This window comes from Flavobacterium sp., from assembly GCF_039930565.1.
GTDB lineage: Bacteria > Bacteroidota > Bacteroidia > Flavobacteriales > Flavobacteriaceae > Flavobacterium.
The window spans coordinates 1-24,281 of the sequence record NZ_JBDTTP010000004.1 but is presented as its reverse complement, the minus strand read 5'-3'; the positions used below and the strand labels follow the sequence as shown (position 1 = coordinate 24,281).

Sequence of the window (24,281 nt, the reverse complement as noted above, 5' to 3'; positions counted from 1 at the left end):
ATGTTGAGATTTCTTTTTTATTGAAAATAACCATATCTGTTTTAGAAATAGAATCCGAAAGATCCTTTTACGGCAAATTTATTAGCGTCAGGAGTGTTTAGATAACTTCCTCTCCACGAGAAATCGATTCTGAAAACCTTGAAGATATTTCCTATTCCGGCATTGTATTCCCAGTATACATTTTCTGGTGCGACATATGGCTGATCAGAAGCGTTTATCGCTCTGTTTTCATTCGAGATTGTTCCGTAAACTCCTTTTACACCTACAAATTCCCTCCAGTTTAGTTTTCTCATAAACGGAATTCTGGAGAATAGTCTTCCCCCAAAATCATGATTCCATTGCAAAGTGGTATACTGATCGGTTATGAATTCGTAGAAATTTAGGTTACTAAATGTGTTTTCGATTGTAAAGTAAGTCTGATTCCCGGGAACTACGCTCATTAATCCCAGCGGAATTGCACCAAAGGTTTTTCCGGTTTCCAAAATAATATTTGATCTTCCTAATGGTCCAATGATAATAGGCTGTTTATAAAATAGCTGAATTTTTTCATAAGCGAAATCACTGTCTAAAACCCCTTTTAGTCCATAACTGAAATTAACAAAGAAATGGCTGAACGGACTGTCAACAAGATCACGTTCTACACCAAAACCAATAGTTTTTCGATTAGGCATGAACTCGAATTGAACGTTGGCCTCAAACTGTTTTACTTCGCCTGCCACAACACCTGCTGGATTTGCAATAGTTGGCAAAGTTGTGTAATAATCTAAACTGAAAGTTGGCGATGCTGATGCTAAGGTTCGATATGAAATTCCAGCCTGAACAACAAAGTTTTTCATGGGTTCCATTTCGACAGAAACATTACTCAAATTAATGTTGGTCAATTTTCCGTTGCTTCCCGAAGTAAATAGGGCAGATGATGCAAAACTTCGGCCTAAAACATCATTAGTTGTAGTTAAACTGGCGCCAATTTGTTCAATATCACGTCTGTTTCCTCCCGAAATTATGACTCTTTTTTTCTTATCCACCATCCATTTTCCGGATACACCATATTTGAATTTGTCATCATCAAAACCATAAGCCGTGTATGCCTGGATTCGCCAGGGATCATTTTGCCCAAAATAAGTCCTTCCTCCTACTCTTAGTCTTAGCCCCTCGACTTCATTATAACCAAATGTAGAAAAAATAGGCCCGTAATCGAAGTTTTTAAATTCTACATATCCGCTTCCTAAAATAGAAACCAGATTATAGAGTTGCCTGAATTTCTTGACCGTCTGCAAGGTATCAAGCATTTTATAAATGCCTTCTTCGTCTTTATTTAGCTTTTCGAAACGATTTTCATTCCAGAATTCTTCCGGTTTATTATAAACCTCATTATCTATATAATTAACTTCTTCCTTATAAAATTTTTCAGGTTTCTCAATATTAAATTTATGGTCCCTGTATAAGGTAGTTCGTTTTCCATAAACCCCTTTAGATTTTTCTTTTTTATTTAAAGCAAAATCAGACATCATATAATCGCGTGTCAACAGAAAAACCGAATCATTTTGAACATCAAATTCCTGTTCGATATAAATATCTTTTATCCAGTTAATATTGGCACTTTTAGTAACTGCCATATTAATTTTCTTGATGGCAAAAGTGGTATCGTTTACCCAAAAATCACCTTTAAAAGTCAATTCGTTTTTACGTCTTGGATAAAAAACAATATTAAAACACCATTTTTTATCAATGTAAGCGCTGTCTTTCAATACATAATTATAAACATCAATTCCTGTTTTTGAAAGAGGACTGGTAAAACTTTTATCAAAAAAGGTAAGATGATTATCGTAAATATTATAATCTGAGTATAAATCTTTTACAAAAGACAAAATCTGCTGATTGCCATTAAATCCTGATGTTTTGCTTGCTTTAATATTTTCTTTTGTTTTCTTTAATTTATTATCACCGTAAACATCATACATGGATTCGTTGATAAAAATTGGAAGATATGTTTTCCCGGTTACATCAGAAGTATCAACATGCTGAAATATAAACTCCATTCCTTTAAAGAGTTTGTTTTCCATAAAAGCACTATCAATCGTGTTCATATCAAACTCTATTTTTTCGTATTTCTGCAATTGATACTGATTGAACTGGTAGAGTCCGTTTTTACGTTTTCTTTCCCAGATCTTTCTTAGAATATCCAGCGCAGGATTATTTTTTTTGGATGTTTTACCAGAAAATATCACGACTTCATTGAGTGCTTCAGCTTCTCCCAAAACAACTTTAAAATTGTAATTTACCGCTTTTTCAAGTTCCACTTCCTTATCTGAAAAACCAGCAGAAGTTATTATTAATGTGGTATAGGTAGTGGGCGATTCAAGATAAAAACGTCCATCTTCATTCGAAACTATTCCGGTATTGGAACCTTTAAAAACAACATTTGCAAAGGGAATAGGCTGATTGGATTTATCTAAAACGATTCCACTCACTTTGGTCTGTGCAGTAGCAATATTTGCAAGTACAAATACAAAAAACAGGCAGAGTAAAATTATTTTTTTCATAATCCGGCAAAAAAAAAACTTCATCAATTATAGTATGACTGATGAAGTTTTATGAGCATTGTTTATTTTATTATTTATACATTACTTTTTTTACTGCTTTTACTACATCAGCCGCATTTGGCAGCCAGTCTTTTAGCAAAACAGGAGAGTAAGGCGCAGGTGTATCTGCTGTTGTAATACGCTGAATTGGCGCATCAAGAAAATCAAAAGCCTGTTCTTGTACAATGTATGTGATTTCAGATGAAATACTGGCAAAAGGCCATGCTTCTTCTAGAATTACCAAACGGTTTGTTTTCTTAACTGATTTTAAGATCGCATCGTTATCCATTGGACGAACGGTTCTTAAATCGATAATCTCACATGAAATTCCTTCTTTTGCTAATTCATCAGCAGCAATAAAAGCTTCCTTGATGATTTTTCCGAAAGAAACAATAGTAACATCCGTTCCTTCACGTTTAATATCAGCAACTCCCAGTGGAATTGTATATTCTCCGTCCGGAACTTCGCCTTTGTCACCATACATTTGCTCAGATTCCATAAAAATTACGGGGTCATTATCACGAATGGCTGATTTCAAAAGTCCTTTTGCATCGTAAGGAGTTGAAGGAACAATAACTTTAAGCCCCGGAGTATTAGCAAACCAGTTTTCTAAAGCCTGAGAGTGAGTTGCCCCTAATTGACCTGCAGAAGCAGTAGGTCCGCGAAAAACGATTGGCACATTAAACTGTCCACCAGTCATTTGACGCATTTTAGCAGCATTATTTATAATTTGATCAATACCAACCAAACAGAAGTTGAAAGTCATATATTCTACGATAGGACGACAGCCATTCATCGCTGATCCTACTGCAATCCCTGTAAAACCAAGCTCTGCAATTGGAGTATCGATTACTCTTTTTTCGCCAAACTCAGCAAGCATTCCTTTTGAAGCTTTGTAAGCTCCGTTATATTCTGCAACTTCTTCGCCCATTAAATATATGGATTCATCGTGACGCATTTCTTCGCTCATCGCTTCGCAAATGGCCTCTCTAAATTGTATTGTTCTCATAGTTGTATGTTATGTTCTTTTTTCTGAAGAGCAAAAATAAATATTTTAAATTACTTAAAAGCATAAATTGAGTTTAAAAAAAGTAGCACTCTGCATTAATTACATTTTATTGAAGTTTTGACTTATAAAAAAACCGATTTCATAACTACGAAATCGATTTCTTTATGCAAATTTCATAAATAAATATTTTTTTTCTACAAACTTCTAATAATTTGTTTTTTATTCTAATGTTAAAATTACATTTACAATACAAACAATTAGCTAAATCTAAATTTCAGCTCAATAAATTGTTTATTTCACATTAACACAAATTGAATTTTATAATTCAGCAAAAAGTAAATAAAAACTTTCAAAATTAATTTATTATATTTTACTTTGTAAGTATAAATTTAAGTTTTGCACTTGTAGCATTTTCAGGTTTCGCAAAAGACAAAGAGGTTAAATCAACTGTTTTGACTGCAAAAGAATCAGTAATAACTTATGAGGACAAATCCAATAATGAAGAGGATGTTTGGTTTTGTTATTTAGCATCTACTGACACAAGTGCTCCTGATATGGCAGGTAACACAACGACTACTGAAACTTATCATTGTACTTGGTATAATTTAAATTAACCAAGACAAATAGAATTTGTAATCATGTAAATCTGTACAATTTAAAGTTGTACAGATTTTATGACTTTATAAAACATCAAATTAATAACTTTGTAAGAAATCTAATGTCAACAAAAAATATGAAAGTAAATATTGTTATACTCTTTTTTATATTATTCTCATATCAACTACAATCCCAAAGTCTAAAGGGTATCTATACCAGACAACAACTAAAAGGTAGTGGAGACAATCCATCTTTATCTGAGAAAGCAAAAAAAGCAGAAGTTTTCAATTATGTTTATTCTCAAAAAAAATCTATCCAAAAATTAATTAGTATTCAAAAAACATCTATTGATACTATTTTCATAGAAAAATACGACGATAAAATAGCAACAACCTCTACTGTTCACTTATCATCAGCAGTAATTAATTATAAAGATTTTGATTCAAAAACATATAAAGTCTTAATGACAAACGATGGGGTCGATACAAATGTCAAAATAAAACTTCCATCACATAATTGGAAACTATATCCTGAAAGTAAAATTATAAACGGCTTCACTTGCAAAAAAGCAACAACTAAAAATACCGAATTTAACTCTAATCAAAATATTACAGCTTGGTACACAGAAGAGATCCCCATAAATGATGGACCTATGTTTTATAGTGGCTTACCTGGTTTTATCATTCAATTAGAATTAGATGATAAATCTATTTTAACATTTCAAAAATTAGCTTTTAGCGAAGAAAACACAGTAATTGAACAACCAAATAATTCAGCCAAAGAAATGAGTTTTGAGGAATATCTGGCCCAACGAAAATAAATCATGACTTTTATTCATTCACAAAATAAATTTTATTTAAAAAATATTCATTCACAAAATAAATTTTATTTAAAAAAAGCAGTTTACCTGCTTTTTTTTCTGTTTACTATATCCCTACATTCTCAAAGTGTCGTTACTGGAAAAATTATTAACTCCAAAAACATTCCTATTGATCAGGCAACTGTCCAAATAAAAAATATAAAAACGGACAACACTATAGCATTTATTCAAACTGACAAAAATGGTCTCTACAAGCTCGAAATAAAAGAAAAAGCTAATTATAATCTTAAAATAACTGCATTTGGCTACTCTACACTTATCAAAATAATCGAAATAGACAAAAAATTTTTAAATCTTGAAAATATTATTCTTCAGGAAAATCAGATTGAACTAAAAGACGTTATTATAAAAAACGAAAACAGAGGTATTACTGAAATCGGAGATACTTTAAGATACCGAATTGAAAAATTCATGAACGGAACTGAGGAAACATTAAAAGATGTAATCAAAAAACTTCCCGGATTGGATATTGACCAACAAGGAAAAATTAAAGCAAACGGAAAAAATGTCGATAAACTATTAATTAATGGTGAAGAATTTTTTATCAATCAACAAAAAATTGCCACTGAAAATATAAGCTCAGAAATGATTAAAAACATTGAGCTCATTAAGAATTACACTGAATTTAAAAATCTGAGAACAAATGAAAAATCTGATATTACCGCAATTAATATAAATATAAAGGAACAATTTAAAAACAAGATAACGGGCAATATTGAGGCAGGCATTGGTAATGATTCTAAATACAAATTACACTCTACTTTATTTAGCTTTAGAAAAAAGTTATTATTAAGTTTAATTAGCGACTCAAATAATACCGGACAACTTTCTATTTCTGTTGATGACTACATGAATTTTGTGAATCAAAAAGAAGAGAATACAACCGGAGAAACCACTTTTACAAGAAACGAAGAACTTCCTCGTTTTCTAACAATCGGAAATAATGTCAAAATGAGATCTTCTTATTTTACAGGATTAAATTTAAAGTATTCCCCCATAAAAAAAGTACAAATAAATTTTTATTCAATTATTAACAATACCGATCAACTAGAAGAACAATCAATCATCCAACAGTACTTTACCGAACCTAATCCTTTGATCAATAAAGAAATAAAGAATATAAATGAAAAATCTAAAATTAATATTTCACATTTCGATATTGCGGCAAAATTCAATGAAAAATCATTATTAAACTATAAAATTTCCTTTTCCGGATTGGATAAAAATAATAAATCCGAAATTGAGAACAATACAAACCTTTTATCAAACAAAATAGAATTTTCTAACTTTGATCTAACCCATCAATTCAATTTTAATACCATTTTTAAAAAAGACAAAGGTCTAAACGTAACACTAAAACAAAACATTTTAGAATCTAAGAATGGCTTGAATATAAATTCAAACAATGAATTTTTAAATTTAATCTTTGATGATTCAAACTATGAAATATTTCAAAAAACTAAAATAAGCAGAAATGAAATTATTTTTAAATCAGACTATTTTTTTAAAATAAAAAAGTTGAATTTTAATTTGTTTTTGGAATCAAATAGGCAAAAAGAGATTTTTCAGAATAATGAAATTCGATTTTCCCAATTTGAAAACAACATGGATTTCATTAAAAAAAACAACACTCTAGGTTTTGATACTAAATTCAAATTATTCAGTAAAACTACATTTACATCATCATTATCTTATTCCAAAATAGATTATGAATTCAATAGCGAATTTAATTCCAAGACATTTTTTGCGCCAAAATTCACTCTAAAAAAAGATTTCAATTCGAGTCATTATCTTAAATTAAGTTATAGTAAAAATAATAATTTAGCAAAAGCAGACAATCTCATACAAGGTGAAATCATAAGCAATTACAGAACAATTTTTTCCAATCAGGATATAAAATTTGACATTATAACTCCTAACTTTCAAACAGTTATGGATTATTTTTATTTTAATTCAAAAAACAGATTTTCATTAATTGCAAATGTTTCTTATTTTAAATCAAAAAATATCATTTCAAGTAATTCGATTTCAACTTCTGTTTTAAATACTCTTTCCTATAAGTTAGCTCCATTAGAAAACAGATTTAATTCTTTAGTATTTTTAGAGAAAACATTTTCTAAGATTCCATTTTCTGTTAGAAGCAGTGCATCATATTCTGACAGTAATAAAGATTTCTTTTACAACAATCAAAATCAAAGTTTAAATTCTAAATCTATATCCGGTTATTTTTCTATTCTTTCCAGATTTAAAGAAACAAGTTTTCAAATTGAAACAGGCTTTTTGTATGCAAAAGATAATTACAAAGACGACATATCATCAAATTACTTATCTGTCATAAATCCATATACAGAAGTCAGTTATAAAATTTCTAAAGGAATTTCTTTTACAACGAAATTTTCTTATAAGAAATTTGAGTCCAATATATCCTCTAATGATACATATGAGTTAAATCCAAAACTTAGATATGTTTTTCCTAAATCTAAAGTAGAGATGAGTTTAATTGGTTATGATATTTTGAACATCAAAAATAATGAACAAATTTCCCTGACCCGATTAGATAATTTTACAGAACAGAATATTTATAAAACCTTATCCGGTTATTTCCTGCTAAATATTAAATTGAAATTGTAAATCCCCGAAATCGTAATAGTTTTTAAAAATATTATGCATGCATAGTATAATTATTCCAAATTAAATTCTAAATTTGTAAAAGAATATTATAAATATAAAATATATACTTATGAAAATATTAGTTTGCATCAGCCATGTGCCTGATACTACTTCAAAAATTAACTTCTCCAATGGTGACTCAGAGTTTGATACCAGTGGTGTACAATATGTAATTAATCCTAATGACGAGTTTGGTTTAACACGTGCCATTTGGTTTCAGGAACAACAAGGTGCTACGGTAACAGTTGTAAATGTTGGTGGTCCTGATACTGAACCAACTTTGCGTAAAGCTTTGGCAATTGGCGCAAACGAAGCAATACGTGTAAATGCTAATCCAACTGATGGTTTTTTTGTTGCTAAACAATTAGCTGAAGTAATTAAAACTGGTGGCTATGATTTAGTAATTGCAGGAAAAGAATCTTTAGATTATAATGGAGGAATGGTTCCCGGAATGATTGCCGGAATTTTAGGTTCTAATTTTTTAAACTCTTGTACTTCTTTAACTGTTGATGGAAACAATGTAAAAGCTGTTCGTGAAATTGACGGTGGAAAAGAAACGGTAAGCACTACTTTACCATTAATTATTGGCGGTCAAAAAGGTCTTGTTGAAGAAAAAGATTTACGTATCCCAAATATGAGAGGAATTATGACTGCCAGAACAAAAGCACTTACAATTCTTGAACCAGTGGATGCCCCTGTAAATACAAAAGCAGTAAAATTCGAAAAACCTGATCCTAAATCAGCAGTAAAATTAATCTCGGCTGATAATTTAGATGAGTTAGTTAATTTATTACACAACGAAGCAAAGGTTATATAATTTTAAATTGTGAATTAATATTTACATTTAAAATTCACAATTTCATTAAAATTTATAATTCAACATTCAAAATAATAGAAATTATGTCAATATTAATATATGCAGAATCTGCAGAAGGAAAATTTAAAAAAGTAGCATTTGAATTAGCTTCGTACGCTAAAAAACTAGCCGAAATTTTAGGAACAACCGTTACAGCCTTAACTGTTAACAATAGCAATGTTAATGAATTAGCTAAATACGGAGTCGATAAAGTATTAAAAGTAACCAACGATAAATTAGCAGGCTTTACAGCTAAGGCGTATGCTGACGTAATCAAACAAGCTGCTGAAAAAGAAGGAACAAAAGTAGTTTTGCTTTCTTCTACTACAGACAGTATTTATCTTTCATCATTGGTGGCTGTTGCATTGAATGCTGGATTTGCTTCCAATGTTGTAGGATTACCAGTTAGCACTTCACCTTTTCAGGTAAAAAGGAATGCTTTCTCAAACAAGGCTTTCAATATTACCGAAATCGCTACAGATGTAAAAGTTTTGGGTCTTGCTAAAAACTCTTACGGAATTTTTGAAAGTGCAGGTTCTGCAACTGAAGAAGATTTTAATCCAACAATTGGAGATAATGATTTTGGTGTAAAAGTAGAATCTGTAGAAAAAGCAAGCGGTAAAGTATCTATAGCTGATGCTGATATTGTAGTTTCTGGCGGACGCGGATTGAAAGGTCCTGAAAACTGGGGGCTAATAGAGGATTTAGCTGCTGTTTTAGGTGCTGCAACTGCATGTTCTAAACCAGTTTCCGATTTAGGATGGAGACCCCACAGTGAACACGTTGGCCAAACAGGAAAACCAGTCGCAACAAACTTATACATTGCAGTAGGTATTTCGGGTGCGATCCAGCATATTGCAGGAATTAACTCATCTAAAGTAAAAGTAGTTATTAATAATGATCCTGAAGCTCCATTCTTTAAAGTTGCTGATTATGGAATTGTTGGAGACGCTTTTGAAATTATTCCTAAACTAACAGAAAAATTAAAAGCTTTTAAAGCTCAACATTCTTAATTTAAAATTCTCTATAAAAATATAGCTGCCTAAAAATAAGATAATCGTATCTTTGTTTTAGGCAGCTTTTTTGTTCCATATTTTTTGATTAAAATTGCACCTTTATTTTTAAATTAAAAAAGTACTAAAATTGGCAGTAAAATGCCCTTTTTTACCAATATATATGAGTCTAGTAAAATTGTCCATAAAAGGAATTTCATACAGTCAAACTCAAAATGGCGCTTATGCATTAATTTTGAATGAAGTTGATGGCGAAAGAAAATTACCAATTGTCATTGGTGCTTTTGAAGCCCAATCAATTGCTATTGCCTTAGAAAAAGAAATTAAACCCCCTCGCCCATTAACACACGATTTGTTCAAAAACTTTGCAGAAAGATTTGACATTGTGGTAAAACAAGTCATTATCCACAAATTGGTTGACGGTGTTTTTTATTCGAGTTTAATTTGTGAAAGAGATAAAATCGAAGAAATTATTGATGCCAGAACTTCAGATGCTATTGCATTGGCATTACGATTTAACGCGCCAATTTTTACTTATAAAAATATTCTTGACAAAGCAGGAATTTATTTAAAATCTAATTCGGCAGAAACTGATCAGGGATCTCAGGAAATAGACGATGTTCTTTCAAATCCTGAAACTTTTGGACATGAAGAAGAAACTAATCAGTCTGGTAATCTTTATACAAAACATAGTCTGCAGGAATTAAATGAGCTTTTGGATAAGGCAGTAGCCCAGGAAGATTATGAAAAAGCAGCCAAAATTAGAGACGAAATCTCAAAAAGATGATAATTATTGCTATAAGCACAATAGGTTTTAGGCAAAATTCCTGAAGCGCAGCGCTTATATCGTAGAGCTTACAGCTAAAAATATGAAACAATACTTAGATTTAGTAAAACACGTTTTAGAAAACGGCTGCCAAAAAGGAGACCGAACAGGAACAGGAACAAAAAGTGTATTTGGTTACCAAATGCGTTTTGACTTAAGTGAAGGTTTTCCAATGGTTACAACAAAAAAATTACACTTAAAATCCATCATTTACGAATTACTTTGGTTTTTAAAAGGCGATACCAATATTAAATATCTTCAGGAAAACGGAGTGAAAATCTGGGATGCCTGGGCAGATTCAAATGGCGATTTGGGACCAGTTTACGGACATCAATGGCGTAACTGGAATAGTGAAGAAATTGATCAGATTTCGGAACTGATTACTGAATTAAAAACAAATCCAAATAGCCGTAGAATGTTAATCTCGGCATGGAATCCATCAGTATTACCGGATACAAAAAAAGCATTTGAAGAAAACGTTGCCAACAATAAAGCGGCTTTACCTCCATGTCATGCTTTTTTTCAGTTTTATGTTTCGAGTCCCGATATTGAAAAAGGCGAAACAAAAGGAAAACTTTCCTGTCAATTATACCAGAGAAGTGCTGATATTTTTTTAGGTGTTCCCTTTAATATTGCTTCTTATGCACTTTTGACCATGATGATTGGCCAGGTTTGCGAATTGGAATGTGGTGAATTCATTCACACTTTTGGGGACGCACATATTTATAATAACCATTTTGAACAGTTAGAATTGCAGTTAACCCGTGAACCGAAACCATTACCAAAAATGATTTTAAACCCGGAGATTAAAAATATTTTCGATTTTGATTATAACGACTTTACTCTTTTAGATTACGAACCACATGCCGGCATAAAAGGAAGTGTTGCTGTATAAAATCATATAGAAATCCGTTTGAATCAAGCGGATTTCTTATACTATTACAATACTATTTTCACTGCCTGCAAAATCATTCCATTTATAAGAATCAGCTTCAGGATCATTAATATAAAGGCCGTCAACTACATACTTAAACTCATAAATGGCATCTTTTACTAAATCATAAGTTGCTTTAAAAGTTCCATTTTTCAATTTACTCAATGTTCCTTGTTCTATATTCCAGTTATTAAAATCCCCCACTACAGCTGCTGAGTTAGCATTTTTTGCTTCAATCGCAAATGTTACTTTACAAACTGGTTTTGTTTTTACAAATTGCTTCTTCAAAGACATAACTATTTCATTTTTAGATTTATACAAATTTCGTGAATTCGTTTCAGTAAACAATACTTACAAAATCGATTTATGATAATAACAAAAAAAGGATGTTTTTTTAAACATCTCATTATTTTAGACTGATATATTTTCAATATTTCAATTCTTACTCCTTGCTAAAGGAATTATTCTACAATCAGAATATTATGTTTTAAAAATAAATCATAACTTTATAAGCTTAATAATAACATTTATGGAAAAGGAAGTACATGAACAATACGAATATGCACGCAGAAGAATTCGTCAAAAAAAAATACTTTATTTTCATTTTGTTCTTTTCGCATTAGGAAGCCTCTTTTTATTTGTTTCCAACAGATTTTTTGGATTCAGTATTGGAACAGAGCAAAATTGGTGTGTTTGGATTATTACAGGATGGCTTTTTATATTTATTTTACATTTCATAAAAATTTACATTACTGATCGATTTATGAATAAAAAATGGGAAAGAGAACAAATTGACCGTTTGGTTGCACTTCAACAAAAAAGAATCAATCAATTAGAATCTTCTATTAACGGGAATTCAGAAAATAAAAATTAGTTTAGCATAACATGATTATAATAATAGCAGCAGTCGCAGATAATAATGCTCTGGGAAAAAAGAATAAATTAGTGTGGCACCTTCCTAATGACTTTAAAAGATTCAAATCTCTTACCACAAACCATCATATAATTATGGGAAGAAAAACTTTTGAAAGCTTTCCTAAACCACTACCCAACAGAACACATATTGTGATTTCAAGACAGGAACACTATAAACCGGAAGGTTGTATTATAGTTGACACTATTGAAAAGGCATTAGCTATGTGTCCACAAAATGAAGACTCTTATATTATTGGAGGAGGAGAAATTTACACTTTAGGAATGCAGTTTGCAGACATTATAGAAATAACCAAAGTCCACCATAGCTTTGAAGCAGATGCTTTTTTTCCTGAAATACCTAAAAAGGAATGGCAATTAGTCGAATCTGATCCAAATTTTAAAGACGAAAATCATCTTTACGATTACACTTATGAAACTTACATTCGTAAATAAAAAAACATCCTCTATTGAGGATGTTTTTATTTAATTCAATGATGTAGAGCAATGACCTACTCTAGAAACAATATTTGATAACATAAAATAAAAATTACAAATATTAAGAATACTCCTGAAAGAAATATAATAACATTTGATACTTTTTGAGAGTACATCTCAAAAAAACCCTTAATACCAAATACCACGAAGGTACTAAAGGCAAAGAAAATTAAAATTTCCAAAAACAAATTTAATCCTAAGAACGTATTTTGCGCTTTAAATACAACACTGTTATCAAAAACAGTACTTTCAAAACAGCTTACAAGAACAAATGAGATGCCAAGCGCAAACAGCACCCACTTGATTTGGGTCATTGTACCTCTATTTATCATTGAAAATATTAACATTTTTACAATTGCTAAATTCATTAATAAATATCTCACTTACAATACCCACTTTTAGTGATTTTGCAAAATCAGTGCTAAAAACATTTTTAACCCATTAAAAGAAACATATTGCAGTTAAATAGTTTATCTTATATTTGTTGCGTAAATTAAAAAAAATGTCTGAAAATATAACTCCATATAAAAATTCCACACTAGGCAAAAAAGAACAGGTTGCCCAAATGTTTGATACCATTTCCGGAAATTATGACAGCCTGAACCGCGTCATTTCATTTGGAATTGATGTAAAATGGCGCAAAAAAGTATTAAAAATCGTTTCAGATACAAAACCTAAAATCATTCTGGACATTGCAACAGGAACAGGTGACCTTGCAATTTTAATGGCACAAACCAATGCTGAAAAAATTATCGGCTTGGATATTTCTGCCGGAATGCTTGAAGTTGGGAAAAAGAAAATCGAAGAAAAAAAATTATCTGCTATTATTGAGCTTGTTTTAGCGGATTCTGAAAAAATTCCTTTTGGGGATAATTATTTTGATGCTATAACAGTTAGTTTTGGAGTTAGGAATTTCGAAAACTTAGAAAAAGGTTTTGCTGAAATCTTAAGAGTTTTAAAACCAAATGGGGTATTTGTTATTTTAGAAACTTCTGTGCCGGATAGAACACCATATAAACAGGGATATAAATTTTACACTAGGAACATCCTGCCTATTATAGGCAAATTATTTTCAAAAGACAATTCTGCCTACGGATATTTATCAGAATCAGCAGCAGTTTTTCCATATGGAGAAGCTTTAAACAATATTTTAAGAAAAATTGGGTTTATAGATGTTGTGGCCATGCCTCAAACATTTGGAGTTGCAACCATTTATTCAGCTTCTAAAAAATAGTATGAAAAAAACAGTAATCTTAATTTTATTAATCTTTTCAGCAAAAGGATATTCACAATTCGCTAAAAGCATGTTTAGTAAAGATCCTATTATTAACCTTGAAAACTGGCAAAAACAGCGCCTTTACTTTGGTTATTATTTGGGATTCAACAGTTTTGATTTTAAATTTGATTATAAAGAAGTTGTGCAACAGGATATCCAGGTAAAAAAAACAACCGGATTCAATGTCGGAGTTGTAGCGGATGTAAGATTACAGGAATATCTTAATCTGCGTTTTGAACCAGGTATATATTACACTAAACGAGATTTATATTATCCCAATTTCAATTCAGAACAGGATTATTTAAGAGAAGTCAGCAGTACTTATATTCATTTTCCGTTATTGCTTAAATTTTCTGCTTTACGTACAGGAAATGTACGACCGTTTTTGGTTGGAGGATTTTCTACTACCTTAAATTTATCCAGCAATTCAAAATCAAAGGATGATAACTTTGAACAAAAATTCAGGGTAAAACAATGGTCATCAGCTTATGAACTTGGTTTTGGTGTTGACTTTTTCTCTGAATACTTTATTTTCTCACCTTCGATCCGAGGTGTTTTCGGAATAACAGATGAATTAATTCGCGATAGTAAGTCACCTAGTCCATGGACAGACAATATTGATTCTATGAAATCAAGGGCAATTTTAATAAATTTTACTTTTCATTAAAACAAAACCCTAAGTATTTCGTTTAAACTCACTAAGAATAATTGCTGTTGCGGTAGCTACATTTAAACTTTCAGTTTTTTGCATCGCTCCAAATCTGGGAATCGTGAGTCGGTTTGTGACCATTTTTTCAATCTCTTCTGAAATACCTTTGGCTTCATTACCCATAATAATGATTCCGTTTTGAGGCAAATTCGATTGGTAAATGTTTTCTCCGTTCATAAAAGTTCCAAAAACCGGTAATTCTGTTTGAGTGATAAAAGCTTTCAAATCGACATAATTTACATTTACTCTTGTTATAGATCCCATTGTGGCCTGAACTACTTTCGGATTATAAATATCAACGGTTTCTTTAGAACAAATGATTTGTCTAATACCAAACCAGTCGCAAAGGCGTAAAATTGTCCCTAAATTTCCGGGATCACGAATATCGTCTAAGGCTACAATTAAACCTGAGTTGATTATTTTATTTTCCGAAGGAATTTTAAAAACAGCCAAACATGAATTTGGAGTTGTTAAAGCACTTATTTTTTTAAGTTCCTGTTCTGTAATAGAAATACGTTTTGAAAATTCAACCGTTTCAAAATCATTTTGCGTGGTAAACAAATGCTCTAATTCAAAATTGGATTGCAATAATTCCTGAATTACCTTTATCCCTTCTGCGAAAAATAATTGATTTGCGAAACGTTGCTTTTTTTGATGTAAACCTGAGATAAGTTTTATTTGGTTTTTACTAACCATAAAATAATGTACTTTTGAATTAAATATTAAAAACACTTGAAAAAGAATTCGACAAAAATAGGAGCATTTATTTTAATAGCAATATTTATTTCTGCTTGTAATGCCGTAAAAAGAGTTCCGGATGGGAAAATGCTTCTTGTAAAAAACAATATTCTGGCTAATGGAAAGTCTACCAATGACGAAACTGCAGTAAACCAAATGTACCAAAACCCGAACAGTACTTTATTAGGTTACAAATTGCGTTTGAATTTATACAATCTAGCCAATTTAAATCCTGACTCCACCTATCAGGCAAAATTTAAACATAATCCGGGAAAATACGAACGGGAATCAAAAATATTATCTGCTAAACAAGTTGACCGTCTTGGACAATCATTTTGGTACAAAGGAATTCATGATTTTTTAAAAAGAACTGGCGAACCGCCGGTAATTATTGATACTTCAAAAACTAAAAAAACTTTACTTCGCTTAAAATCTTATTATTTTAATAATGGCTATTTTAATGTAGCAACAAATTATGATATTGACACTTTGGCTCATAAAAGAGGAAAAATCAATTACAACATTACGACTGGCCCTGCTTTCATTTTAGATTCTATTAAAAGTACCATTAGTACTCCGGCTCTAGATTCATTGCATAAAAAAAACCCGGAACCCTCTTTTTTAAAATCAGGAAATCAATATAAAAGCAGTGATTTTGAAGAAGAAAAGAATCGTGTTACGACCTATTTTAGAAATCATGGAGCCTACTATTTTCAACCCACTTATGTTACTTTTGACGTTGATACTATCGGTAAAAAAAACAAGGCTGATATCAATTTAATTATCAAAAACAATAGTATTCAGGAAAAGGATTCCAGTAGAACCGAACCCTTTAAACTTTATAAAATCAGTGATGTTAATATTTATACTGATTATTCTCCTGCACGTGCAAAAAGCCGGATTAAGGATAGTACCACTTACAACAACTTTAATTTGTATAGTTATGATAAATTAAAATACAAACCCCGTGCTATTACAGATGCCATTTTTATTACAAAGGGGGGGACTTATGCCGATTTTAGAACGACTCTTTCATCGCGTTATTTAAACAATCTGAAAATTTTCAATTATCCTTCCATACAATATGAAGTAGACAAACGTGATTCGACAGCTCAGTCATTAATTGCAAATGTTTATTTAACACCAAGAAAAAAATATAGTTTTGGAGCTAGTTTAGATTTAACGCATTCTAACATCCAGGATTTTGGAATTGGAGCCAGTGTTTCAGAAACGATTCGGAATGTGTTTAACAGAGCTGAAACTTTAGAAATTTCAGCGCGTTTAAATATTGGATCTTCAAAGGACATGGCAAATCCAAATAATAATTTTTTTAATGTTTCAGAATATGGGGTTGATATGAAACTTAATTTCCCTAGAATTTTAATGCCATTTGGTACAGAGAAAATTATTCCTAAAAGTATGATTCCATCTACATCAATAGCAGCTGGTTTTTCCAAACAAAGAAACATTGGACTGGACAAGGAGAGCTTCACAGGAGGAATGTCCTACCTTTGGTCTCCAAAAAGATATAATACTGCAAAATTAGATTTACTAAATGCGCAATATATCCGTAATTTGAATCCGAATAATTATTATAAAGTATATACTTCTTCTTATGATGAATTAAACAACATTGCAAATGTTTATAATGTCAATCCATCGTATGTTGACAGTAATGGAAATCTTATTGTAAATGAAGGAACTAGAGGCTTTACAAATGATGTTTTATCCGGAAACACTTTATTAACACCACAAAATAATGAATATCAGAACGTAGAAAGCATCGAAGAAAGAAGAGTCCGGCTTACAGAAAATGATTTTATTTTAGCCACAAGTTATACTTTTACCAAAACAACCAAAAAAGATTTAGCAGACAATACTTTTTATCAATTTAAAACTAAAATAGAATCAGCAGGCACTTTATTAACGGCTATTTCAAATGTGGCAGGTTTACCTAAAAATTCAAATGATAAATATCAGATCTTTAATTTAGAATATTCAGAATATATAAAAACAGAATTTGACTATATCAAACACTGGGATTTTGGCAAAGAAAAAGTGTTAGCAGTAAGAAGTTTTTTTGGTATCGCAATTCCTTTTGGAAACTCAGATTACATTCCTTTTACACGAAGTTATTATGCCGGAGGTTCAAATGATAACAGAGCATGGCAGCCTTATGCGTTAGGTCCCGGAAGTACAGATGCAGTAAATGACTTTAATGAAGCCAATATGAAAATTGCCCTTAGCGGTGAATTTAGGTTTAAAATTGCTGGAGATGTTAAAGGTGCGATTTTTGCCGATGCCGGAAATATCTGGAATGTACTCGATAATGTAACTGATGAAAAGGCAAAATTCTCGAGCTTAAACGATTTCGAAGAAATTGCGTTAGGATCAGGATTTGGTTTACGATATGATTTAAGCTTTTTTGTTATTCGTTTAGATTTAGGGTTTAAGACTTATAATCCGGCACATGAGCCGGGTAATCGTTGGTTCAAAGAGTACAATTTTGGGCACTCGGTTTTAAATTTTGGGATAAATTATCCGTTCTAATGCTAATTAATTCTTATTTTTGCAACCTAAAAACTAAAAACAACTAAAAAAGAATTACAATGGCACACAATATTAAACCAGGAGTAGCTACAGGAGATCAGGTACAGGAAATCTTTAATTATGCAAAAGAAAAAGGATTTGCACTTCCGGCAGTAAACGTTACCGGATCGAGTACAATTAATGGAGTTCTTGAAACTGCAGCAAAACTTAATGCTCCGGTTATAATTCAATTTTCTAACGGAGGAGCACAATTCAACGCTGGAAAAGGTTTATCTAATGCAGGTGAAAAAGCAGCAATTGCAGGAGGAATCGCAGGAGCAAAACACATTCATACTTTAGCAGAAGCTTACGGTGCAACTGTAATTTTACATACTGACCACTGCGCAAAAAAATTATTACCTTGGATTGATGGTTTGTTAGATGCATCTGAAAAACATTTTGCAGAAACAGGAAAACCATTATTCAGTTCTCATATGATCGATTTGTCTGAGGAGCCAATCGAAGAAAACATTGAGATCTGTAAAGAGTATTTGGCAAGAATGAGCAAAATGGGCATGACATTAGAAATCGAACTTGGAATTACAGGTGGTGAAGAAGATGGTGTTGACAACTCTGATGTTGACAGTTCAAAATTATATACTCAGCCAGAAGAAGTAGCGTATGCTTACGAAGAATTATCTAAAGTAAGCCCTAAGTTTACTATCGCTGCGGCTTTTGGAAACGTTCATGGTGTTTACAAACCAGGAAACGTGAAATTAACTCCAAAAATCTTAAAAAATTCCCAGGATTTCGTTCAAAACAAATTCAACACTGGTCACAATCCTGTAGATTTTGTTTTCCACGGAGGTTCAGGTTCTACACTTGAAGAAATCAGAGAAGGAATTAGCTACGGAGTTATCAAAATGAACATTGATACAGATTTACAATTTGCATTTACTGAAGGAATCCGTGATTATATGGTTAAAAATATAGACTATTTGAAATCTCAGATCGGTAATCCAGAAGGTGCTGATGTTCCAAACAAAAAATATTACGACCCAAGAAGATGGGTTCGTGAAAGTGAAGTGACATTCAATGCAAGGCTTGAGCAAGCTTTTGCAGATTTGAATAACGTAAACACTTTGTAGTTAACAATTAACAATTGACAATTGATAATCACAATATTTATCAATTGTCAATTATCAATTAATAAATATGGCTTGGTTTAAAAGACAGGAAAAAGGAATTACGACCGCTACAGAAGATAAGATGGACGTTCCGAAAGGATTGTGGTATAAATCTCCTACCGGAAAAATTATTGACGCTGACGAATTAGCCCGAAACTTATTTGTTAGTCCGGAAGATGATTTTCACGTTAGAATTGGAAGCGCCACCTATTTTGAAATTTTATTTGACAACAACGAATTTGTTGAGTTAGATAAAAACATGACATCAAAAGACCCTTTGCATTTTGTGGATACAAAAAAATATGCTGAGAGACTGAAAGATGTAATGGAAAAAACACATCTTAAAGACGCTGTGCGTACGGGAGTAGGAAAATCTAAAGGAAAAGAACTAGTTATCTGCTGCATGGATTTTGCTTTTATTGGCGGATCTATGGGAGCTGTTGTAGGAGAAAAAATCGCAAGGGGTATTAATCATGCTATCAAAAACCAATTACCTTTTGTAATGATTTCTAAGTCTGGTGGAGCCCGCATGATGGAAGCTGCTTATTCATTAATGCAGTTAGCCAAAACATCTGTAAAATTAGCGCAATTAGCAGAAGCCAAATTACCTTATATTTCGCTTTGTACAGATCCTACAACCGGAGGAACAACTGCATCGTATGCCATGTTAGGAGATATTAACATCTCTGAACCAGGCGCTTTGATTGGCTTTGCCGGTCCGCGTGTAGTTCGTGATACTACAGGAAAAGATTTACCGGAAGGTTTTCAAACTGCTGAATTTCTTTTAGAGCACGGTTTCCTTGACTTTATCACGCCTAGAAAAGAATTGAAAGACAAGATTAACTTGTATATTGATTTGATTCAGAATAATAATATTAGATAGTTTTTAAACTTCTAAAATATTTAAAATCTCATCCGCTTAATTGCAGGTGAGATTTTTTTATACCTTTAATTCAAATCTTAGTTTATGAAAAGAATATTTATTGGTTTTATTATTTGTGTGTTTTTTTTGAATTGTGCTAAAAAAGAGAAGATTCAAAAGTCAATTCCTTATGTTATTTCAAAAGAACAAAGTCAAACTTCATAAGAATTAAAAAAGAAGAAAATACCTCCTCCACTTCCAATACCCGGCTCTCTAATTTACGGAACAAATACGTTTATTATTATTTTCAAGGAAACGCAATATTTCCTTTTTGCGGAAATGGATTTGAAAATGACACAATTCCACATTTTATCAATTTACAACCCAAAGATTTAATCGAAATTCCAAGTAAAAGTTTATCTGATTTTGTAAAACTGAATTATAAGGATGATTTTCGAAATCTAACTTTTGTTTCATCAAAATTAGATACTTTAAAATCTGAAAGTTTTTTTAATTTAATTACTGCATTAAAAGCATCTTTAAAAGATCGTGATTTCTATTATATAGGAAGAACTACCCAAGAAGAAGATACAGTTCTTAAATATAAGAAAAACAATGATTACTATCTCTCAAACAATATTAAATGGGACAGGACAAAAATCACATTTCCTGAAGAAATTAAATTTATAAAACCTCCGATAAAAAAAACAAAAACTTAGAATCAAAAACCTACATACCTGTTCTGATTGCTTCTACCGGATCTAAATTTGCAGCAGAAATAGCTGGCAATATTCCCGATATCAATCCAATTATGGCAGCTAAACTTGTTCCTAAAATTACATTTCCTATACTTAAAACAAATTCAAAATCAAGTAATGTGGTTAAAAGAACCGAAATCCCCCAAACTAATAATAACCCAATAACACCTCCAATTACGGATAAAATTACAGCTTCAAATAAAAATTGGAATAAAATAAATCGATTTTTAGCTCCCAGCGATTTTTGAATTCCAATTAAATTGGTTCGTTCTTTCACCGAAACAAACATAATGTTAGCAATTCCGAAACCTCCAACCAAAAGAGAAAATCCGCTGATAATCCATCCCACTACATTCATCTGTCCTAATATTCCATCAATTAAATCAGTAAATCCTGAAAGCACATTAATAAAAAAATTATCAATATCCCCTGCTTTCATCCCTCGAATTGTTCTTAATTTTTGAGTAACTTCTGCCTTGTAAGCCTCCATATCTACCCCTTTTACAGGCTTTAAAACAATTACAGGAGTCATCGAATCACTGTCACCATACATCCTTCGTAAAAAATTGGCTGGTAAATAAACAGATGTATCATTACTATCACCAAAAAATCCTGCTCCTTGTTTTGACATTACTCCAATAACCGTAAAACGCTGGCCGTATAACCTAATATTTTTTCCAATAGGATCTGTTGTACCAAAAAGCCCTTCTGCAATTTCAAATCCTAAAACAATTACAGCAGTTCCTGAATTCGATTCAGATTCATTATAAAATCGTCCCTTATCAAAATTTAATCCATCAATATCAACCATTTCGAAGGATGAAGGAACAATATTTACATCTGCAACAGTTTTAGAATCATATTTCAGACTTTCCCTGTTTACAAAAAGCTGATATCCTACCTGATCTGTATTGCTGAGTGAATTTTTAAGCGCTATGTATTCATCATATTTTACATTTGGAAATTGTTCTCTCTTCCATTGCGGAATTTCAGATGGACCAAAACTGAATTTCATTAAATAGATTGTATTTTTATCTAAGCTGCTTAAATCTTTAGAGATTTTTCTATCCAAAGAATCAACTGCAGCCAATACGGCAATAATCGAAAAAATACCAATAGTAACACCTAGTAACGATAATAAAGTCCGTAATTTATTATTTCGTAAAGCGTTTATGGCAAAGCTTAAACTTTCTTTTAATAACCTAAGATAAACTATCATACATTCTATTTTTGCGATAAAGTAAAATTCAATAAATTTAAATCAAAAACCTAATAAAAGGTAACTTACTCATCAGTAGATTTTTTTACTATAATGTTACAAGAATTCCTTTAAATATATTATCAAAAAAACTACTTTTGCAGTCTGAAAATTATAACTACACAATGAGCACAACTAAAACAATACAATCGGCCTTAATATCTGTTTTTTCAAAAGATGGATTAGAGCCTATCGTTAGAAAATTACACGAACAAAACGTTACACTTTATTCGACTGGAGGAACTGAAGATTTCATTAAAAATCTGGGCATTCCGGTAGTTCCTGTTGAAGATATTACTTCCTTTCCTGAAATTCTTGGTGGAAGAGTAAAAACACTGCATCCGAAAATTTTTGGTGGAATATTAAATCGTCAGGATAACGAAAGTGATGTTCAGCAAATGAAAGAATTTGATATTCCGCAGATTGATCTGGTTATTGTTGATTTGTACCCGTTTGAAAAAACGGTTGCTTCTGGTGCCAGCGAACAGGATATAATTGAAAAAATTGATATTGGCGGAATTTCATTGATTCGTGCTGGTGCAAAAAACTTCAAAGACACTGTAATTGTTGCTTCAGTAAACGAATATAGTGTGCTTTTGGATTTGATTACAGAGCAAAATGGGGCAACAACTCTTGAAAACAGAAGATTGTTGGCTACAAAAGCTTTCCATGTTTCTTCTCACTATGATGGAGCAATTTTTAATTATTTCAATACTGACGAAACTATTTACAAAGAAAGTATTGCTGGCGGTCAGGTTTTAAGATATGGTGAAAATCCACATCAAAAAGGATTCTTTTTTGGAGATTTTGATGCAATGTTTAAAAAAGTTCACGGAAAAGAGTTATCTTATAATAATTTATTAGATGTTGATGCTGCAGTAAATTTAATTAATGAATTTAAAACTGACGGACCAACATTTGCAATTTTAAAACATAATAATGCTTGTGGACTGGCTTCAAGAAAAACAATTAGCGAAGCTTATTTAGCGGCATTGGCTTGTGATCCAACATCTGCTTTTGGCGGAGTTTTAATCGCGAATACTAAAATAGACTTAGCTACAGCTCAGGAAATCAATAAATTGTTTTGTGAAGTAGTTATTGCTCCGAGTTATGATGACGATGCAATTGCGGTTTTACAAGAAAAGAAAAACAGAATTATATTAGTTCAAAATGAAGTTGAATTACCTTCAAGACAAGTGAGAACATGTCTTAACGGTTTGTTAATTCAGGACAGAAATAATATTACAGATACTAAAGAGCATTTAAAAACCGTTACTACTACAGAGCCTACCGCTCACGAAATAGAAGATTTGATATTTGCTTCAAAAATTTGTAAAAACACCAAATCAAATACGATTGTTTTTGCTAAAAACGGAACATTAATTTCATCGGGAACTGGTCAGACATCAAGAGTAGATGCTTTAATGCAGGCTATTGAAAAAGCTAATGCTTTTGGATTTGATTTAAATGGGGCTTCCATGGCAAGCGATGCATTTTTTCCATTTCCGGATTGTGTAGAATTAGCCAAAAATGCAGGAATTACAGCAGTAATCCAGCCAGGAGGTTCAATAAAAGATGAATTAAGCATAAATTATTGCAACGAAAATAATCTTGCAATGGTATTTACAGGAACACGTCATTTTAAACATTAATTTGTTTAACTTTGTTCAAAATAATTTATAACATTCTAAACCCCTAAAAAACTTATGGGATTTTTTGATTTCATGACCGAGGATATTGCGATAGACCTTGGTACCGCAAACACTTTAATCATACATAATGATAAAGTTGTTATTGATAGTCCGTCAATCGTTGCACGTGACAGAATATCAGGCAAAATCATTGCTGTTGGTAAGGAAGCTAACATGATGCAGGGTAAAACACATGAAAACATCAAGACCATAAGGCCCTTGAAAGATGGTGTAATTGCTGATTTTGATGCTTCGGAAAAAATGATCAATATGTTCATTAAAAGTATTCCAGCATTAAAGAAAAGAATGTTTACTCCGGCTTTAAGAATGGTAGTCTGTATTCCTTCTGGCATCACTGAAGTAGAGATGCGAGCTGTAAAAGAATCTTGTGAAAGAGTAAACGGAAAAGAAGTTTACCTTATTCACGAGCCTATGGCAGCTGCAATTGGTATTGGTATCGATATTATGCAGCCAAAAGGAAACATGATTGTTGATA

20 protein-coding genes are annotated in these 24,281 nt (G+C 31.6%); 15 read left to right on the top strand and 5 right to left on the bottom strand.

Annotated features, from left to right (window positions below):
• Positions 1 to 41: 41 nt before the first annotated feature.
• Together ABI657_RS02255 and ABI657_RS02250 are read right to left on the bottom strand one after the other, a co-directional pair.
• Positions 42 to 2,543 carry a DUF5686 family protein gene (locus tag ABI657_RS02255; RefSeq protein WP_348095613.1) on the bottom strand — a complete coding sequence of 834 codons (2,502 nt, stop codon included), beginning with the start codon at positions 2,541 to 2,543 and terminating at the stop codon, positions 42 to 44.
• A gap of 70 nt (positions 2,544 to 2,613) precedes the next feature.
• Complete coding sequence (locus tag ABI657_RS02250) at positions 2,614 to 3,591, bottom strand: pyruvate dehydrogenase complex E1 component subunit beta (RefSeq protein ID WP_348095612.1); 978 nt, start codon at positions 3,589 to 3,591, stop codon at positions 2,614 to 2,616.
• 733 nt (positions 3,592 to 4,324) lie between these two features.
• Between ABI657_RS02250 and ABI657_RS02245 the strand changes: the two genes are divergently transcribed.
• The 6 genes from ABI657_RS02245 (at position 4,325) to ABI657_RS02220 (ending at position 11,328) form a co-directional block, all read left to right on the top strand.
• Positions 4,325 to 5,008 (top strand): GLPGLI family protein, encoded by a 684-nt coding sequence (locus ABI657_RS02245; RefSeq protein ID WP_348095611.1) that lies wholly within the window; start codon positions 4,325 to 4,327, stop codon positions 5,006 to 5,008.
• Between the two features lie 3 nt (positions 5,009 to 5,011).
• The gene (locus ABI657_RS02240) at positions 5,012 to 7,699 is read left to right on the top strand and encodes a carboxypeptidase-like regulatory domain-containing protein (RefSeq protein WP_348095610.1); all 2,688 of its coding nucleotides are present in this window, start codon (positions 5,012 to 5,014) and stop codon (positions 7,697 to 7,699) included.
• Positions 7,700 to 7,808: 109 nt separating this feature from the next.
• Positions 7,809 to 8,555 carry an electron transfer flavoprotein subunit beta/FixA family protein gene (locus ABI657_RS02235; protein WP_348095609.1) on the top strand — a complete coding sequence of 249 codons (747 nt, stop codon included), beginning with the start codon at positions 7,809 to 7,811 and terminating at the stop codon, positions 8,553 to 8,555.
• Between the two features lie 83 nt (positions 8,556 to 8,638).
• Positions 8,639 to 9,607: an electron transfer flavoprotein subunit alpha/FixB family protein gene (locus ABI657_RS02230; protein ID WP_348095608.1), complete on the top strand. Its 969-nt coding sequence runs from the start codon at positions 8,639 to 8,641 to the stop codon at positions 9,605 to 9,607.
• A 163-nt stretch (positions 9,608 to 9,770) separates the two neighbouring features.
• Complete coding sequence (locus ABI657_RS02225) at positions 9,771 to 10,394, top strand: bifunctional nuclease family protein (protein WP_348095607.1); 624 nt, start codon at positions 9,771 to 9,773, stop codon at positions 10,392 to 10,394.
• Positions 10,395 to 10,476: 82 nt separating this feature from the next.
• Entirely contained in the window at positions 10,477 to 11,328 is an 852-nt protein-coding gene (locus ABI657_RS02220; RefSeq protein WP_348095606.1) for a thymidylate synthase, read from the top strand.
• 36 nt (positions 11,329 to 11,364) lie between these two features.
• Here the strand turns inward: ABI657_RS02220 and ABI657_RS02215 are convergent, their stop codons facing one another.
• Positions 11,365 to 11,661, bottom strand: coding sequence for an isoamylase early set domain-containing protein (locus ABI657_RS02215; RefSeq protein ID WP_348095605.1), 297 nt, complete (start codon positions 11,659 to 11,661; stop codon positions 11,365 to 11,367).
• A 235-nt stretch (positions 11,662 to 11,896) separates the two neighbouring features.
• Here ABI657_RS02215 and ABI657_RS02210 point away from each other — a divergent pair, with 235 nt between their 5' ends.
• The 4 genes from ABI657_RS02210 (at position 11,897) to ABI657_RS02195 (ending at position 14,720) form a co-directional block, all read left to right on the top strand.
• A complete protein-coding gene (locus ABI657_RS02210; protein WP_348095604.1) occupies positions 11,897 to 12,241 on the top strand; it encodes a 2TM domain-containing protein in 345 nt (114 codons plus the stop codon).
• A gap of 11 nt (positions 12,242 to 12,252) precedes the next feature.
• Positions 12,253 to 12,735 carry a dihydrofolate reductase gene (locus ABI657_RS02205; RefSeq protein ID WP_348095603.1) on the top strand — a complete coding sequence of 161 codons (483 nt, stop codon included), beginning with the start codon at positions 12,253 to 12,255 and terminating at the stop codon, positions 12,733 to 12,735.
• 544 nt (positions 12,736 to 13,279) lie between these two features.
• Positions 13,280 to 14,011, top strand: coding sequence for a bifunctional demethylmenaquinone methyltransferase/2-methoxy-6-polyprenyl-1,4-benzoquinol methylase UbiE (gene ubiE / locus ABI657_RS02200; protein WP_348095602.1), 732 nt, complete (start codon positions 13,280 to 13,282; stop codon positions 14,009 to 14,011).
• A 1-nt stretch (position 14,012) separates the two neighbouring features.
• Positions 14,013 to 14,720 carry a porin family protein gene (locus tag ABI657_RS02195; protein WP_348095601.1) on the top strand — a complete coding sequence of 236 codons (708 nt, stop codon included), beginning with the start codon at positions 14,013 to 14,015 and terminating at the stop codon, positions 14,718 to 14,720.
• A 9-nt stretch (positions 14,721 to 14,729) separates the two neighbouring features.
• On the opposite strand, the gene ABI657_RS02190 is transcribed toward ABI657_RS02195, so the two are convergent.
• Positions 14,730 to 15,458: an RNA methyltransferase gene (locus ABI657_RS02190; protein ID WP_348095600.1), complete on the bottom strand. Its 729-nt coding sequence runs from the start codon at positions 15,456 to 15,458 to the stop codon at positions 14,730 to 14,732.
• Positions 15,459 to 15,494: 36 nt separating this feature from the next.
• Between ABI657_RS02190 and ABI657_RS02185 the strand changes: the two genes are divergently transcribed.
• From ABI657_RS02185 to accD, 3 genes are all read left to right on the top strand, one after another.
• Positions 15,495 to 18,050 (top strand): BamA/TamA family outer membrane protein, encoded by a 2,556-nt coding sequence (locus tag ABI657_RS02185; RefSeq protein WP_348095599.1) that lies wholly within the window; start codon positions 15,495 to 15,497, stop codon positions 18,048 to 18,050.
• A 59-nt stretch (positions 18,051 to 18,109) separates the two neighbouring features.
• Positions 18,110 to 19,177, top strand: a complete 1,068-nt coding sequence (gene fbaA, locus ABI657_RS02180) for a class II fructose-bisphosphate aldolase (protein ID WP_348095598.1) — start codon at positions 18,110 to 18,112, stop codon at positions 19,175 to 19,177.
• Between the two features lie 67 nt (positions 19,178 to 19,244).
• The gene (accD, locus tag ABI657_RS02175) at positions 19,245 to 20,099 is read left to right on the top strand and encodes an acetyl-CoA carboxylase, carboxyltransferase subunit beta (protein ID WP_348095597.1); all 855 of its coding nucleotides are present in this window, start codon (positions 19,245 to 19,247) and stop codon (positions 20,097 to 20,099) included.
• 708 nt (positions 20,100 to 20,807) lie between these two features.
• Here the strand turns inward: accD and ABI657_RS02170 are convergent.
• A complete protein-coding gene (locus tag ABI657_RS02170; RefSeq protein WP_348095596.1) occupies positions 20,808 to 22,055 on the bottom strand; it encodes an ABC transporter permease in 1,248 nt (415 codons plus the stop codon).
• Between the two features lie 164 nt (positions 22,056 to 22,219).
• On the opposite strand from ABI657_RS02170, the gene purH reads away from it, so the two are divergent.
• Together purH and ABI657_RS02160 are read left to right on the top strand one after the other, a co-directional pair.
• Positions 22,220 to 23,746 (top strand): bifunctional phosphoribosylaminoimidazolecarboxamide formyltransferase/IMP cyclohydrolase, encoded by a 1,527-nt coding sequence (gene purH / locus ABI657_RS02165; RefSeq protein ID WP_348095595.1) that lies wholly within the window; start codon positions 22,220 to 22,222, stop codon positions 23,744 to 23,746.
• Positions 23,747 to 23,800: 54 nt separating this feature from the next.
• The coding region (locus ABI657_RS02160) for a rod shape-determining protein (protein ID WP_348095594.1) at positions 23,801 to 24,281 on the top strand (481 nt) is incomplete at its 3' end.